15 protein-coding genes are annotated in these 14762 nt (G+C 63.3%); 10 read left to right on the forward strand and 5 right to left on the reverse strand.

Annotation, left to right across the window (positions count from 1 at the left end; all coding sequences use genetic code 11):
* Window positions 1-3: 3 nt before the first annotated feature.
* The 6 genes from QCE79_RS18490 to QCE79_RS18515 are packed head-to-tail and all read left to right on the forward strand — an operon-like array spanning window position 4 to window position 6267.
* Window positions 4-1071, forward strand: coding sequence for a proline racemase family protein (locus tag QCE79_RS18490; protein ID WP_244829787.1), 1068 nt, complete (start codon window positions 4-6; stop codon window positions 1069-1071).
* Window positions 1068-2321 carry an FAD-binding oxidoreductase gene (locus QCE79_RS18495; RefSeq protein WP_250469107.1) on the forward strand — a complete coding sequence of 418 codons (1254 nt, stop codon included), beginning with the start codon at window positions 1068-1070 and terminating at the stop codon, window positions 2319-2321. Before QCE79_RS18490 ends, QCE79_RS18495 begins: the two co-directional genes overlap by 4 nt.
* 21 nt (window positions 2322-2342) lie before the next feature.
* Window positions 2343-3245, forward strand: a complete 903-nt coding sequence (locus tag QCE79_RS18500) for a dihydrodipicolinate synthase family protein (protein ID WP_309846737.1) — start codon at window positions 2343-2345, stop codon at window positions 3243-3245.
* 13 nt (window positions 3246-3258) lie between these two features.
* Window positions 3259-4257 (forward strand): 4-hydroxyproline epimerase, encoded by a 999-nt coding sequence (locus QCE79_RS18505; protein WP_250469111.1) that lies wholly within the window; start codon window positions 3259-3261, stop codon window positions 4255-4257.
* A 16-nt stretch (window positions 4258-4273) separates the two neighbouring features.
* Entirely contained in the window at window positions 4274-5509 is a 1236-nt protein-coding gene (locus tag QCE79_RS18510) for an amidohydrolase family protein (RefSeq protein WP_250469113.1), read from the forward strand.
* 59 nt (window positions 5510-5568) lie between these two features.
* Window positions 5569-6267 (forward strand): GntR family transcriptional regulator, encoded by a 699-nt coding sequence (locus QCE79_RS18515; protein WP_244831019.1) that lies wholly within the window; start codon window positions 5569-5571, stop codon window positions 6265-6267.
* On the opposite strand, the gene QCE79_RS18520 is transcribed toward QCE79_RS18515, so the two are convergent.
* On the reverse strand, window positions 6254-6706 hold the full coding sequence (locus tag QCE79_RS18520; RefSeq protein ID WP_309846740.1) for an aconitase X swivel domain-containing protein: 453 nt from the start codon (window positions 6704-6706) through the stop codon (window positions 6254-6256). The genes QCE79_RS18515 and QCE79_RS18520 overlap by 14 nt on opposite strands.
* Complete coding sequence (locus QCE79_RS18525; RefSeq protein WP_309846743.1) at window positions 6693-7946, reverse strand: aconitase X catalytic domain-containing protein; 1254 nt, start codon at window positions 7944-7946, stop codon at window positions 6693-6695. The genes QCE79_RS18520 and QCE79_RS18525 overlap by 14 nt, the downstream gene beginning before the upstream one ends.
* A gap of 251 nt (window positions 7947-8197) precedes the next feature.
* Between QCE79_RS18525 and QCE79_RS18530 the strand changes: the two genes are divergently transcribed.
* The 3 genes from QCE79_RS18530 (at window position 8198) to fae (ending at window position 10433) form a co-directional block, all read left to right on the forward strand.
* The gene (locus QCE79_RS18530) at window positions 8198-9313 is read left to right on the forward strand and encodes a porin (RefSeq protein ID WP_250469118.1); all 1116 of its coding nucleotides are present in this window, start codon (window positions 8198-8200) and stop codon (window positions 9311-9313) included.
* 31 nt (window positions 9314-9344) lie between these two features.
* Window positions 9345-9725, forward strand: a complete 381-nt coding sequence (locus QCE79_RS18535; RefSeq protein WP_309846746.1) for a BON domain-containing protein — start codon at window positions 9345-9347, stop codon at window positions 9723-9725.
* Window positions 9726-9899: 174 nt separating this feature from the next.
* Entirely contained in the window at window positions 9900-10433 is a 534-nt protein-coding gene (gene fae / locus QCE79_RS18540; protein WP_309846749.1) for a formaldehyde-activating enzyme, read from the forward strand.
* Window positions 10434-10437: 4 nt separating this feature from the next.
* Here fae and QCE79_RS18545 read toward each other — a convergent pair whose 3' ends face one another.
* Both QCE79_RS18545 and QCE79_RS18550 read right to left on the reverse strand, forming a co-directional pair.
* Complete coding sequence (locus tag QCE79_RS18545; protein ID WP_309846751.1) at window positions 10438-10947, reverse strand: transcriptional regulator; 510 nt, start codon at window positions 10945-10947, stop codon at window positions 10438-10440.
* Window positions 10944-11246 (reverse strand): DUF6516 family protein, encoded by a 303-nt coding sequence (locus QCE79_RS18550; protein WP_309846752.1) that lies wholly within the window; start codon window positions 11244-11246, stop codon window positions 10944-10946. The genes QCE79_RS18545 and QCE79_RS18550 overlap by 4 nt, the downstream gene beginning before the upstream one ends.
* Before the next feature lie 414 nt (window positions 11247-11660).
* Between QCE79_RS18550 and katG the strand changes: the two genes are divergently transcribed.
* Window positions 11661-13922, forward strand: a complete 2262-nt coding sequence (gene katG, locus QCE79_RS18555) for a catalase/peroxidase HPI (protein ID WP_309846753.1) — start codon at window positions 11661-11663, stop codon at window positions 13920-13922.
* Window positions 13923-13981: 59 nt separating this feature from the next.
* Here the strand turns inward: katG and QCE79_RS18560 are convergent, their stop codons facing one another.
* Window positions 13982-14530: a DUF4142 domain-containing protein gene (locus QCE79_RS18560; RefSeq protein ID WP_250510927.1), complete on the reverse strand. Its 549-nt coding sequence runs from the start codon at window positions 14528-14530 to the stop codon at window positions 13982-13984.
* Between the last annotated feature and the right edge of the window lie 232 nt (window positions 14531-14762).

The following is a 14762-nucleotide window of genomic DNA, read 5'->3' on the forward strand; positions in this document are numbered from 1 at the left end:
CGCATGCGCTGGAGCAGAACTCTCACGGTAGTCAATTGCCACGCCGAAGGCGAAGTGGGCAACGTGGTGACGGGCGGCGTCTTCGACGTGCCCGGCGCCACCATGTTCGACAAGATGATGCATCTCGAAGAAGTGCGCGACGACCTGCGCCGCATCTGCATTTTCGAGCCGCGCGGTTCGGCCAACCAGAGCGTGAACTTCCTATTGCCGCCGACCGATCCGCGCGCGCAGATGGGCTACGTGATCGCGGAATCGACCGAATATCCGGCGATGTCCGGTTCCAACACGATCTGCGTGGCCACCGTGCTGCTCGAAACCGGCATCCTGCCGATGACCGAGCCCGTCACCGAACTCGTGCTCGAAGCGCCCGCCGGTCTCATTCACGTGCGCTGCCGCTGCGAAAACGGCAAGGTGACGCAAGTCGAGTTCACCAATCAACCGGCCTTCGCGAACCATCTGGACAAGACGATCGAGGTCGAAGGCGTCGGCACGCTGACAGTCGATGTCGGCTACGGCGGCATGACCTATGTCATCGTCGATGCGCAAAAGCTCGGCTTTGCCATCACGCCCGACGAAGCGCGCCAACTATGCGAGCTCGGGCAAACGATCAAGGCCGCCGCGGCCGAGCAATTGCCGTCGCCGCATCCGCTGAACCCGAACATCAAGGGCATCACGCAGACCGAATTCGTCATGCCCTTGCGGCGCGAAAACGGCGTCCTGACCTCGCGCAATACCGTGATCGTCTCTCCCGGACGCTGCGACCGCTCGCCATGTGGCACCGGCACATCGGCGCGGCTCGCGGTGATGCACGCGAAAGGGCTGATCGAAGCGGGCGAGCGCTTCGTGCATGAATCGATCATCGGCTCGCGCTTCGAAAGCCGTATCGATTCGCTGACGCAACTCGGCGATGTGCCCGCAGTCGTGCCCGTGGTCGCGGGACAGGCGTGGATCAGCGCGATCTCGCAAGTGGGCGTGGATCCGACCGACCGCTATCAGACGGGCTTCACGTTGTCAGACACGTGGCTCGAAGCCGTCGACGACAAGCTCATCAAATCGCGCGCGAAGCCATGAGCCAGCCGCGGCAGGAAATAGCGGATGTGATCGTGGTCGGCGCGGGCGTCGTTGGTTTGTCGTGCGCGTGGGCGCTGCTCTGCGAAGGCGCGAGCGTGACGTTGATCGATCGCGACTTCGAAGGCGACCGCACGTCGCACGGCAACGCGGGCGGTATCGCCGTGTCGGAGAACACGCCGATTGCCGTGCACGGCATGTTCACGCAAGCGGCCAAGTGGCTGATGGACCCGCTCGGGCCCCTCGCGCTCGACTGGAAACACGTGCCAAGCGCGTTGCCGTGGTTCATGGCGTTTCGGCGCGCGGCGGAACCCGCGCGGTTCGACGCCATCTCGCGTGCGCTTTCGCGGCTCAACAATCGCGTATACGAAGACATCTTGCCGATGTTCGACGATATCGGCGCCACCGCGATGCTGTATCGACGCGGCGCGCTTACCGTCTATGAGACCGATGCAGCCTTCGCCGCCGATCAGCCCGAATGGGCGCTCAAGCGCGAACTTGGCGTGCGCTGGCATACGCTGAATCAGGACGAAGTACGCGCCGCCGAGCCAGCGCTTGCGCCGGTGTTCCGGCATGGCGTGTTTCTCGACGACTGGTCGCATATCGGCGATCCGCGCCGGCTCGTGACCTTGCTGCGCGAACGCGTGATGGCGTTGGGGGCGCGCTTCGTGACCGGCGTCGCGCGCGCGCTCGAACCCGCCGACGGCGTTCTGCTCGACGACGGCTCCCGCGTCTTCGGCCGCCGCATCGTCGTGGCGGCGGGCGCGTGGTCGGCGACGCTTGCGAAGTCTGTCGGCGACCGCGTGTTGCTCGACAGCGAACGTGGCTATAACGCGACGCTGCCCAGGCACGGCATTGCGTTGTCGCGCGAAGTGATCTTCGCGGAACGCAAGTTCGTCGCGACGCCGCTGGATATCGGTTTGCGCATCGGCGGGGCGGCGGAATTCGCGGGGCTCGCCGCGCCGCCGAACTATCGGCGCAGCGAGGCGTTGCTCGCGCTCGGCCGGCGCTTTCTGCCCGACATCGACGAAACGGACGCGGTCAACTGGATGGGGCATCGCCCGTCCACGCCGGATTCGCTGCCGGTAATCGGCGTCTCGCCACGCGCGCCGTCCGTGGTCTATGCGTTCGGACACGGCCATCTCGGCCTGACGCAATCGGCGACCACGGCCGCGCTCGTCGCCGATGTGCTCGGCGAGCGCATGCCGCGCGTGCCCCTCGAACCTTATTCCATCGCACGTTTTCAGCACTGACCAAACGACAGGAGAGAAGAGATGCAAGTCAACTGGCAAGGCGTTTTCCCCGCGGTCACGACCAAACTCACCGCTACCGGCGCGCTCGATCAGGACGCCATCGTGAGCGGGCTGAATCGTCTGCTCGACAACGGCGTGGGCGGCGTCGTGATGATGGGCATGGTCGGCGAGAACGCGCAACTCACGCCCGAGGAAAAGCGCACGGTGCTCAAGCTCGCGGTCGAAACGGTGAACGGCCGCGTGCCCGTGATCTCCGGTCTCGCCGAACTGAACACGGCCAACGCCATGCAGTTCGCGAGGGATGCGGAAGCCATCGGCGTGCAAGGGCTGATGGTGTTTCCGGGCCTCACTTATCGCTCGGACGATAGAGAAACCGTCGAATACTATCGGTCGATTGCGCGCTCGACGAAGCTCGGCCTCATGATCTACAACAATCCGCGCGGTTATGGCGTGGACATGCGGCCCGACTTGCTCGAACAACTGAAGGACGAAGCCAACGTCGTCGCGATCAAGGAAGAAACCTACGATACGACTCGCGTCACCGATCTCTATGCGCGCTTCGGCGACCGCTTCACCGTGTTCTGCGGCGTGGACGATCTCGTGCTGGAATCGGTCGCGCTCGGCGTCAAGGGCTGGGTATCGGGCATGGCCAACGCGGTGCCGCGCGAATCCGTCGAACTGCTCAAGCTCGCCGTGAATGGCGAATACGACAAGGCGCGTGCGCTGTATCGGGCATTGATCGACCTGTTCCATCTGGACACGCACGTGAAACTCGTGCAGTACATCAAGCTCGCCGAAAACATCACGGCGGGTTATCCGGAATACGTGAAGGCGCCGCGTCTCGTGCTCGAAGGCGAGGAGCGGCAGCGCACCATCGCGATCGTCGAGAAGGCGCTCGCCAACGTGCGTGCGCTCGCTCAATGAACGGAGCACTAATGTGAAGTCCACGTTCTTCTGTATCGACGGTCATACGTGCGGCAACCCCGTGCGCGTCGTCGCGGGCGGCGCGCCGCCGCTTGCCGGCGCGAACATGATCGAGCGGCGCGCGCATTTTCTGCGCGAGTTCGACTGGATTCGCACCGCGCTCATGTTCGAGCCGCGCGGCCACGAAGTCATGTCCGGCAGCATTCTCTATCCGCCGACGCGCGACGACTGCGATCTCGCGATTCTCTTCATCGAAGTCAGCGGCTGTCTGCCGATGTGCGGACACGGCACCATCGGCACGGTGACGACGGCGATCGAAAACGGTCTCGTGCGGCCGCGCGAGCCGGGCGTTTTGCGGCTCGATACGCCAGCGGGCGTAGTCATCGCGCGTTATCGCGTCAACGGCGAACACGTGGATTCGGTGCAACTCGTCAACGTGCCTTCGTATCTGCATTCGCAGGACCTTTCCGTCGAAGTGGAAGGCTTAGGCGAGATTCGTTTCGATGTCGCTTATGGCGGCAATTTTTATGCGATCGTCGAGCCGCAGCGCAACTTCGAAGGTCTGCACGCGCTCAAGCCATCGGACATTCAGCGCCTGAGCCCGCTGCTGCGGCAGAAGGCCAACGAGAAGTACAGCTTCGTGCACCCGGAAAGCGAGCAGATTCGCGGCCTCAGCCACGTCATGTGGACCGGTGCGCCGACAGTCGAAGGCGCGAGCGCGCGCAACGCGGTGTTCTATGGCGACAAGGCCATCGACCGTTCGCCGTGCGGCACCGGAACCTCGGCGCGCATGGCGCAACTTGTCGCGAAAGGGCGCTTGAAGATAGGCGAGCGTTTCGTGCATGAAAGCATCATCGGGACGCTGTTCGAAGGCGTGCCGGTATCGGCCGCGCGAGTCGGCGAGTACGACGCGATCGTGCCGACCATCGAAGGCTGGGCGCGCATCACGGGCCACAACACTCTCTTCGTCGATGACCGCGATCCCCTGGCCCACGGATTCCTGCTGAAGTGAAAAGGAGCATAACGTCATGCTGATTCTTAAGAACGCACGCGTGCTGGACGCCGAGCACGAACGCGACGACGGCCGCTATTCCGTCGTGATCGATGGCGACACCATCCGCGAAGTCACGCGCGAGCCGGTAGAGGCGAGCGGCGCGCAAGTGATCGATGTCGGCGGCAAGACGGTGATGCCCGGCCTGATCGATTGCCATGTGCATGTCATTGCATCGGTCGCGCATCTCGGCAACAACAGCCGTTTGCCGAACACGTTCGCCGTGCTGCGCGCCGTGCCCATTCTCGCGGGCATGTTGAATCGCGGCTTCACCTCCGTGCGCGACGCGGGCGGCGCGGATTACGCGTTGTCGCGTGCAATCGAGGAAGACGTGATCGCGGGACCGCGCTTGTTCGTCGCGGGCAAGGCGCTGTCGCAAACCGGCGGTCATGGAGACTTCCGCGAGCGCTTCGACAACTCCGACCCGGACCCGTGCGGCTGCAGCCGCAACATGGGCGCGATCGGCCGCGTGGTCGATGGCGTCGATGCCATGCGCAAGGCCGTGCGCGAAGAGATGCGCGCCGGGGCGCATCACATCAAGATCATGGCGTCGGGTGGCGTGGCGTCGCCGACGGACCCTATCGGCAATCTGCAATTCTCCGTCGATGAAGTGAAGGCCGCCGTCGAGGAAGCCGCGTCGCATCAGACCTACGTGATGGCGCATGCGTACACGCCGAAAGCCATCGCGCGCGTGGTGAAGCTCGGAGTGCGGACCATCGAGCACGGCAATCTCATCGATGAAGAAGCCGCCGATGTCATGGCCGAACACGGCGCGTTCGCGGTGCCGACGCTCGTCGTCTATGACGCGATGAACCGCGTCGGCGCGCAGATCGGCATTTCGGCCTTGTCGCTCGAAAAGAACGAAGCGGTGCGCGTGCAAGGGTTGAAGGCGCTCGAACTGCTGCACGAGCGCGGCGTGAAAATGGGCCTCGGCACGGATCTGTTGGGCGAGATGCACGAGTATCAGAGCGACGAACTGTCGATACGCGCGGATATCGTCGGCTCGTTCGAAGCCATTCGCCAGGCCACTGCCGTGGGCGCGGACATCCTCAACATGCAGGGCAAGCTCGGCGTGATCGCGGCGGGCGCGTATGCGGATTTGCTCGTCGTCGACGGCGATCCGCTCAAGGACATTCGCGTCTTGACGGGGCAAGGCGAGCGCATCTCCGGCGTGATGAAAAACGGCGCGTGGGTGCGCGAGAAGCTGCTCTAGGCCGCGTGCTACGATTCCCGCGCCGAATGTCCGCAGCAGAAACCAAGAAGACCCACGCCATGCCATTGGCCGCGCCGAAATCAAGACCCGCCGCCGCGAGCGACGCCACCCGCAAGATCGTGCGCACGACCACGGTCGAACTCGTCACGACCGCTATCCGGCAGCGTATTCTGAGCGGCGATCTCGCGCCCGGAGAAGCGCTGCGGCAGGAAGCGCTCGCGGATGAGCTCGGCGTGAGCCGCGTGCCGATTCGCGAAGCGATCACGCGTCTGACGGGTGAGGGCCTTTTGACGAACGTGCCGCACAAAGGCGCGTACGTGGCGGAGTTGTCGATCGAGGAAGTGCAGGAGACGTTCGAGATTCGCTTGCGTCTGGAGCCGTGGCTGTTTTCGCAAGCCATTCCGCATATCACCGAAGGCGAAATTGCCCGGGCCGAAAATCTCGTCACGGAGATGGACGGCGCGGAATCCGGCATGTGGGGACAACTCAACTGGCGCTTTCACGAAACGCTCTACGTGCCTGCGCACCGCGATATCACGCTGCAGATGTTGCGCGTGCTGCACGACCGCAGCGACCGCTATTTCCGGTTTCAGGTGAAGCAGGTGCCGATCCGTCAGCAGTCGCACGACGAGCACATGGCAATGGTTGCCGCATGCCGCAAGCGCGATGCGAAACTCGGCGCGAAGCTGCTCGAACAGCATGTGAAGATCGCGGCGCAGCAGATTGTCGCGGTGGTCGAGGCGATCATGGCGCGGTGACGCGAATGCATGCCTCGCGCGTTGGGTCTTCGTGATCCGGTGCGTCGATTTCGAGCATGAATTCGCCTTTGCCTAGCGTGGCGAGCACGGTTTCACCGACCATGACGACGGGCACGTTCAGCCCGTACAGTTCGTTGGCCGTGATTGCACCAATGGACAGAATCAGATCGCGCTCGCCAAGCACGATGCCGCACGGCCCCATGCCATTGCGCAAGGCCTCGGCAAGCACGCTGCTGCTCGAACTCGACCCGCGCGCACGCGGCATGACCAGCACGCGCGCGGCGAGACTTCGGCCGCAACCCGCATGCGTCTTGTCGACGATGACGCCGCGCTCTGCGTCGTAGCCGCCCCAGAAACTGAGCGGCGCAAGGGCTATGGAAAGGCCACGCGCCCGGCCCGGAACGAGCACGGTGGCGCTCAAGGAATCAGTAGGCTTCATCGATACACACCTTTCCTTCGAACGCCGAGCGTACGCATTCGTTCATGCTGCCAAAGGCCACCGTCACGCCGATATTCGCGGGCGCGTAATGCGCCCACTTGCCCGAATTGGTCATGACGAGACCGGTGATCTGCTTCATTACCGGCGTGATGTACGTGCAGGTGTCCACGACGATCTGCACGCCACGCGCGGCCAGCCGCTCCGCCGTGCCGTCGTCTTCCAGTTGCCAGAGCACGTAGCGGCTCGTATTGACGTAGAAGCCGCAACGCATGGCACCTTTGTAGCGGTCGAAGAGCGACGAGAGCGCGCGGAATTCATCGACGGAAAAATGCGGCGTGCCGAGGCTCACGGCGGCGAGCGGAGCGCCGGGTCGGGCCTGATTCCAGCGGCGGCGGATGGCGGCGAGATCGGCGGCGCTCACGCGGATGGTCCGTTCGGGCCTGCGGCCTTGCAGCGCGGCATCGAGCGTCGGCGCTTCGGGCGTGATGCCGACCGCATGGAAAAGCGCCACCGAACCGCTCGATGCCGCCGCCGCGCCGAGCGCCTTGAGTTCGTCTTCGCTGGTGTCGCCGGGCAAACCGGTGATGGCCGCGACCGTGGCGCCCGCTTCGCCGCCCAGCAGAAAACCGAGCGCGGCGAAGTCGGCGTCGCGATGTGACGACGCGTTCAAGTCCGGCGCTTCGATCACCACCCGCGCCGCGCGATTCTCCGTGACATGCAAGCCCGCATGCGGCACGCGGCCGGTAATGGCCGCCGCGAGATCCAGAAAGTCGCCGTAACGGCTGGTGCGCGCGCCGAGCACGGAATTGGCGAACACGATGGCATTCGATTCCGCCCACGCGATCTGATCGCCGAGCCGCGGCCGATGCTTCAACTGATACGGCGCGCACGTGAAGCTCGCCTCGCAGCCGAGTTCGAGATGCGCGTTCATCAGGCGCTTCGCCGCGTTGGCCGTTGCCGAATCTCCGCGATATAGCTCCGGGTGAATCAGATCGAGCGAGCCGACATTGAGCGTGGTCGGCACCGCGATCTTCGCGCCGCTCGCGACGAAACGTTCCACGAAGTCGAGACTCGCCGCGCCGTGATACAGACAGCCGTCGATATGCGCGCAGGTGACGTCGATGAGCGCGCTGGCGTTCATGACACGCGCCGTCGCAGCGACGATGCGCATGGCAAGCGCGGGGCCAGCGCCGAAAGCGCCCTGCAGCATGGCGGTGTCGCGGGAGTCGAGGGTGAGCATCGGCGGGGCGTTTTGGTATCGGTTGCAACAGGATAGCGGAATCGCGCGTTGCGCTCAAATCGCGATGCATCTCGATAATAAGACATGCTGAACAATCGGGGTTATCCCATCCCCCACCCTGCAAGGGGGGTCGCCTTGCCGCGCGCCGCTGCAACACTGGCTGCGAAGGGCGATGACGTGGCTGCAATGGCGGTCATCGCCCGATCGCGATGTTTCGCCGCGAATCGGCAGGATATAACCAGGAGACATGCATGCGCTTCAGCAGCAAAGGGCTATGCGCCGCCATACTTGGGCTGACAGCAGGAAGCGCGGCCGCGCAGTCCAGCGTCACGTTGTATGGCGTGGCGGACACGTTTTTCCAGTTTCTCGCCAATGGCGGGCAGCAATCGTGGTCGCTCAGAAGCGGCGGCAATAGCGCCTCGCTGCTCGGCTTCAAAGGCAGCGAAGATCTGGGCGGCGGATTGAAGGCGGTATTCACGCTCGAAGGCGGCTTCAACGTCAACAACGGCACGTCGCAGGTGGACTCGTCCGCCATGTTTTATCGACAGGCCTGGGTTGCCCTGACGCACGAAAAGTACGGTTCGCTGCAAGTCGGGCGTCAGTACCAGCCGACCTTCTGGCTGCTCTATCCGTCGGACCCGTTCCGTGCCAACGAAGCGCTCTCGCCGCTCGCCGCCGCCTCGACGACTGTCGATCGCAATACGCTCGCCACGCAAACGGCTGGCGGGCGTTCGAGCAACGCCATCGTCTACAAGACCCAGAACATGGGAGGTGTCGAGCTGCGGGGCATGTACGCGCTCGCGGCGAGTGTCGCGCAGCCGTACCCGCTGACTACCGGCAACATGCTCGACATCGCCGCGAGTTACACGGGGCACGGCCTCTACGCGGGCGTCGCTTATCAGAATCAGCATCCGGGTTCGAAGACCATGCCGGGCCTGCCCGCCACGCTGCCGACGCTCGGCACGGAGCACTTCACGGGCGCGCTTGCCTATCGCGTCGGGCCGGTGAACTTCCAGTTCAACTACGCCTATCACCGCCCGAAGGATACGCCCGCGGGTTCGCTTGCCGCGCGTCTGAACGCCGGGCATCCGTTCAGCACGATGGAAGCAGGCGCGACGATCCAGGCAACGCCCGCCGACACCATCGAGATCGCGGCCATGCAGCGCGTCGCGCGTGGCGTGCACGACAACGCGTGGCTCGTGCAAGCGGGCTTCGATCACAGCATTTCCAAGCGCACGGCGTTCTATGGGCGCGCGGGCTTTCTCAAGAACAACGGCACGTCGACGGCGGGCTGGCCGGGCATCTCGCCGAACGGGCTCAATGCAACGGAAACGCTGGTCGCGGCGGGCATGACGCATCGGTTCTGAGTAAGCGCTGGTTTTCACATGAGAGGTGGTTATGGTTCTGATTCGAATTGGAGTGCGCGCGACCGCAGCGGCGCTTGCATGTGTCGGCATGGCATCGGTGTGTGCGTTCGCGCAGGGCGGCGCCGCGAAATTTGCGTCGCCCGCAAGCGTGACAGTGGCTTCGGCGGTAACGGGCGCGGCGGCGTCATCGTCGAAAGCTGCGGACCGCGCGCTCGTGCGGCGAGTGCTCAACGCGCTCGAGAAAGCGAAAGGCTTGCGCGCGAGCGGCATCACCGTGCGAGCGAATAACGGCGCCGTAGTGCTGGAAGGATGGGTGCCGGAGACGTCGCAGGTCGACCTGGCGACGCATATCGCGGAAGGCGTGCCGGGCGTGAAGTCCGTGCAGAACACGTTGACGTTGTCGACGTTCTGAGCAGGTCGCGCTTGTCGCGAGATGGACAAAGTGTCACGCTGAGCGGTTACTGTTTTGGTACCGCCAGCGCGTGATCGTCGATCGATAAAGCGCCTCGGGCTCCGGATCTGTTCTGGCATCGTCCTTGCATTGGCTGTTCTCCTTAGACCACTTCGAGCCCTGCAAGGAGACACCATGAGTCTGGACCTGACGTTTCGCGCCGGCGAGGCCACCGTTTTTGCCGCCCCCGGACAAGCCACCGATGCAATGCCCGAAATCCTGATCGGCCGCGTGGATGGGCCGGTCGGTCACGCCTTCGCCAACATGATGGCGCAGTCGAAAGGGCATACCGCCATGTTCGCCATCCGCGCGTGCAACCAGTCGGTGCGTCCGGCGACGATCATCGTCCCGAAGGTCACGCTCAAGGACATGGCGAATATCGACCTGTTCGGCGGCGTGGTGCAATCCGCGACGGCGGACGCAGTGGTCGATTGCTTGATCGAAGGCATCTTGCCGAAGGATCAGGCCAACGATCTGTGCATCATCAGCCTCGTGTGGATCGACCCGCGCTGCGCCACCGACGCGAACCTCGACAAGAAAGACATGTATCGCACGAACTACGAAGCGACCAAGCTCGCCATTCAGCGTGCGATGAATAACGAGCCCAGCGTTGAGACGCTCATTGCAAATCGGCACAGCATCAAGCACGACATGGACGACTGGAGTTAGGTGGCTAGCGATTACCCGCCGGTCGTGCGCTTGCGGCGCGCTTGCGTGATACGCGTGGTGCGGGTGATGTGCGTGGCGTACTCGGCGCACGTTGAGGCAAGGCCGCGCGATCTTCGACAACAGGCGCGGCTGCCGACTCGCGCTCGCTCGCCAACGGCGATAAGTCGGCCGCCTTCAGTTTGAAATTCACGTGCACGGTGTCGTAGGGAAAGATAATCGCGCCGTTCGCATCGTTTTCCATGAGGCCGGCTTGCAAAAGCGCTTGCACATCGCGATGCACGCCCTTCACATCGCGCTCGAGCCGGCGGGCGAGCTCGCGGATGGACATCGGCCCCGCGCCCGTCATCACGCGAATGATGCGCCAGCGCGGCGTGGTGAAGGTGCGAAAGAGGAGCTCGGGCGTGGCGTAGGAGAAGTTGCGGCCGTGGAGGGGTTTGCCATTCTCTACTGCCGCATTGAAGCGCTCGGTGAGTTCTTCGAGTGAAGAAATGCGGATAGTTGCGGTTTTCTTCATCTTGCCCTCCATCTGTTCCAGACTGCTACATCGGCCCAGAAGTCTGCGTACAACTGCTGAGGCGTAGAAAATTCGTAGGGCGACTCGACGCCGGCAAAGTGCCGATGATCGCCCTTGCCGCGTTCGTTGTCATAGCGAAGAACGCATGTGCTTGCCGCCACATAAGCGAACCGATATTTATAGAGATGAGTACACCCTTGCACGCGCACGGGAACGTGCCACAAGACGATTTCCGCGAACCCCGATCCCGCGAATTCGAGTCGCTCATCCTCAATCAAAACCGCTTTGGTGTTGGACATTTTGACAACGCCTCAGTGTGTTGTCAAATGGTCCAACATCGCCGACTTGCTGCCTATTTCCCGAATGGACGACTTGACGTAACGCCAGGGCGTCGGACCGTCGCTCACACTCCACCTGCAAATTCTCGCGAGCCTCGCTATTCTTATAGGGGCGTTCTATCGGCGGCATTGCCACAAATGCATTTCATCTGCCGACGGCTCTCACATATATTGTTGGATGCCGCCGGCTGTCATCGACACGATGCTTGTGCGCCGCACCATGTCAGACGCGCGACGCCAACGAATGATCGGCGGCAACCTGAATCCAAGGTCGGACCCATCGACACAGCCGGCGCTTTCTTCGTCCACACGGGACCACGCGTCGGCGCCATGTAAAACAAGCAAGCAGAGGCAAGTCCCCCAAGGAGGTAACGCATGTCAAACGAATCGAAGTGTCCGTTCAATCACACCGCTGGCGGTGGCACGACGAACCGTGACTGGTGGCCAAAACAGTTGCGCGTGGACCTGCTCAGTCAGCATTCGAACAAGTCCAATCCGCTCGACAGCAACTTCAATTACGCGGAAGCTTTCAAGAGTCTCGATCTCGCGGCAGTCAAGCAAGATCTCGCCGCGCTCATGACCGACTCGCAGGAGTGGTGGCCCGCCGACTTCGGCCACTACGGTCCGCTTTTCATCCGCATGGCATGGCATAGCGCGGGCACGTATCGCACCGGCGATGGACGCGGAGGCGGCGGGCGCGGTCAGCAACGTTTCGCGCCGCTCAATAGCTGGCCGGACAATGTCAGTCTCGACAAGGCACGACGCCTTCTTTGGCCGATCAAGCAGAAATACGGTCAGAAAATCTCGTGGGCTGACCTGCTGATTCTCACCGGCAACGTCGCGCTCGAAACCATGGGCTTCAAGACGCTCGGTTTCGCGGGCGGTCGCGAAGATACGTGGGAGCCGGACCAGGACGTCTACTGGGGCAATGAAAAAACCTGGCTCGGCGGCGATGTCCGCTACGGCAAGGGCGCGGCCGGCAAGGACGACGATGAAGGCGTGATCACCGCCGATGCGCAAATGCACGGCATCGAACAAAGCCGCACGGATGGCGGGCGCGACCTGCAAAATCCGCTTGGCGCGGTGCAGATGGGCCTGATCTACGTCAACCCGGAAGGCCCGGATGGCAACCCCGATCCACTTGCGGCAGCGCACGATATTCGCGATACCTTCGGCCGCATGGCCATGAACGACGAAGAAACCGTCGCGCTGATCGCGGGTGGCCACACCTTCGGCAAGACGCACGGCGCGGGTCCGTCGGATAACGTGGGCGCGGAGCCGGAAGGCGCGGAACTTGAAACCATGGGCCTCGGCTGGAACAGCACGTTCGGCACGGGCCGTGGCGCGGACACCATCACGAGCGGTCTCGAAGTCACCTGGACCTCGACGCCGACGCAATGGGGCAACGGCTTCTTCGAGAACCTTTTCGGCCACGAATGGGAACTTACCAAGAGCCCGGCGGGCGCGAATCAGTGGATCGCCAAAGATTCGGCGGAGACCATTCCGCACGCGCACGATGCGTCGAAGAAGCTGCGGCCGACCATGCTGACCACGGACTTGTCGCTGCGCTTCGATCCGGCTTACGAGAAGATCTCGCGCCGCTTCAAGGACAACCCGCAAGAGTTCGCCGATGCCTTCGCGCAGGCGTGGTTCAAGCTCACGCACCGCGACATGGGACCGCGTGCGCGCTATCTCGGGCCGGAAGTGCCGCAGGAAGAGTTCGTCTGGCAGGACCCGATTCCCGCGCTCGATCATCCCGTGATCGACGAGCAGGATGTGGCCGCGTTGAAGCAGAAAATCGCGTCGGCAGGGTTATCGGTCGGGGAACTGGTGACGACCGCGTGGGCATCGGCTTCGACGTTCCGTGGCTCGGACAAGCGCGGCGGCGCGAACGGTGCGCGTATTCGTCTCGCGCCGCAAAAAGACTGGGCAGTCAATCAGCCGGCGCAACTGGCGAAGGTGCTGAAGGCGCTCGAAGGCATTCAGGGCGAGTTCAACGGCGCGCAGTCGGGCGGCAAGAAAGTGTCGATTGCCGATCTGATCGTGCTTGCGGGCGGCGTGGGTATCGAGCAGGCCGCGGACAAGGCGGGGCACAAGCTGAGCGTGCCGTTCAAGCCGGGCCGCATGGATGCGTCGCAGGATCAGACGGACCCGGAATCGGTCGGCATGCTCGAACCCGCCGCCGATGGCTTTCGCAATTATCTCAAGCAGAAGTACGGCGTGCCGGCGGAAGCGTTGCTGATCGACAAGGCGCAGTTGCTGAACCTGACCGCGCCTGAAATGACCGCGCTCGTCGGTGGCTTGCGCGTCTTGAACGTGCGCGCCGGGACCGAGACGCACGGCGTGTTCACGGACAAGCCGGAGACGCTGACCAACGACTTCTTCCGCAACTTGCTCGATATGGAAACGGAGTGGACGCCGATCACGGAAGCGCGTGACGCGTTCGAAGGCGCCGATCGCAAGACCGGCGCGGTGAAGTGGACGGGAACGCGCGTCGACCTGATCTTCGGTTCGCATGCGCAACTGCGCGCGCTCGCCGAAGTCTATGCAAGCGAAGACGGCAAGGAGAAGTTCGTGCGCGACTTCGTGGCGGCGTGGACGAAGGTGATGAATGCAGACCGCTTCGACCTGAAGTAATCGCTGCAAAGCGTTGTTCGACGAACGCGGTGGCCTTTCCGGGCCGCCGCGTTTTTTTGTCAATGCGAAAAGCCCGGACGATCGAGCGCCAGTTGCAGCCTGTGCGCCTGATCCAGTTGCAGAATGAAGGACGGACGCGAGCGCACGAGCAACGTCTTGAGATCGGCGCTTGCAGTCGAACGGATGAAGCCATCCACGGACTTCACGAGCTGTTGCAGGAAGAAGACTTCGCGGTTCAGATATGTAAGGTCGAAATCGCGGGCATCGGCGTTGTCGAGGGTTTGCAGGTCATCGCGCGTTTGTCGTGTCAGGTCGTCGCTTACGCCGCTTGGCTGCGCCTCTGCGCCGAGTCTTTGCAACAGCGCCAAGCCTTCCTGATAGACCTGTCCGTGTTCCGAGACCATCCGGCTCGCGAAGCTCTGCACGCTGCGCGATTGCGTCCGGCGCAACGCAAGCTGACCGGTCGCAATCTCGGCCTGATTCGCAACGAGCAGAATGCCGAGCATCTGCGCATCGGACGGACGCGAGGATTGAGCGAACGCGTGAAGCGAAGCGAGCAGCAGCAAGAGCGCGCTCGCAACGGTTCTGATGGTGATCGCCTGTCTCATGGATATCGGGCCCTTTGCGGCATTCGCGCCTCGCAGGGTAGCACCTGACGGAATAACACACGATGACCGCACCGGTTTCGCCGCGCACGCGAGCGTGGCGAAACCGGCCTAAACACCCAGCCCTAAAGTCGACAACGCGAACCGCCATCCGAAGAAACATACCGACGAGCAGAGCGGCAGCGCCAGAAGCACGGGGCCGTATCGAAGGCCGAACAGGCAGACGGACGACCAC

Origin of the sequence: Caballeronia sp. LZ003, assembly GCF_031451465.1 — a bacterium.
Taxonomy (GTDB): Bacteria; Pseudomonadota; Gammaproteobacteria; order Burkholderiales; family Burkholderiaceae; genus Caballeronia.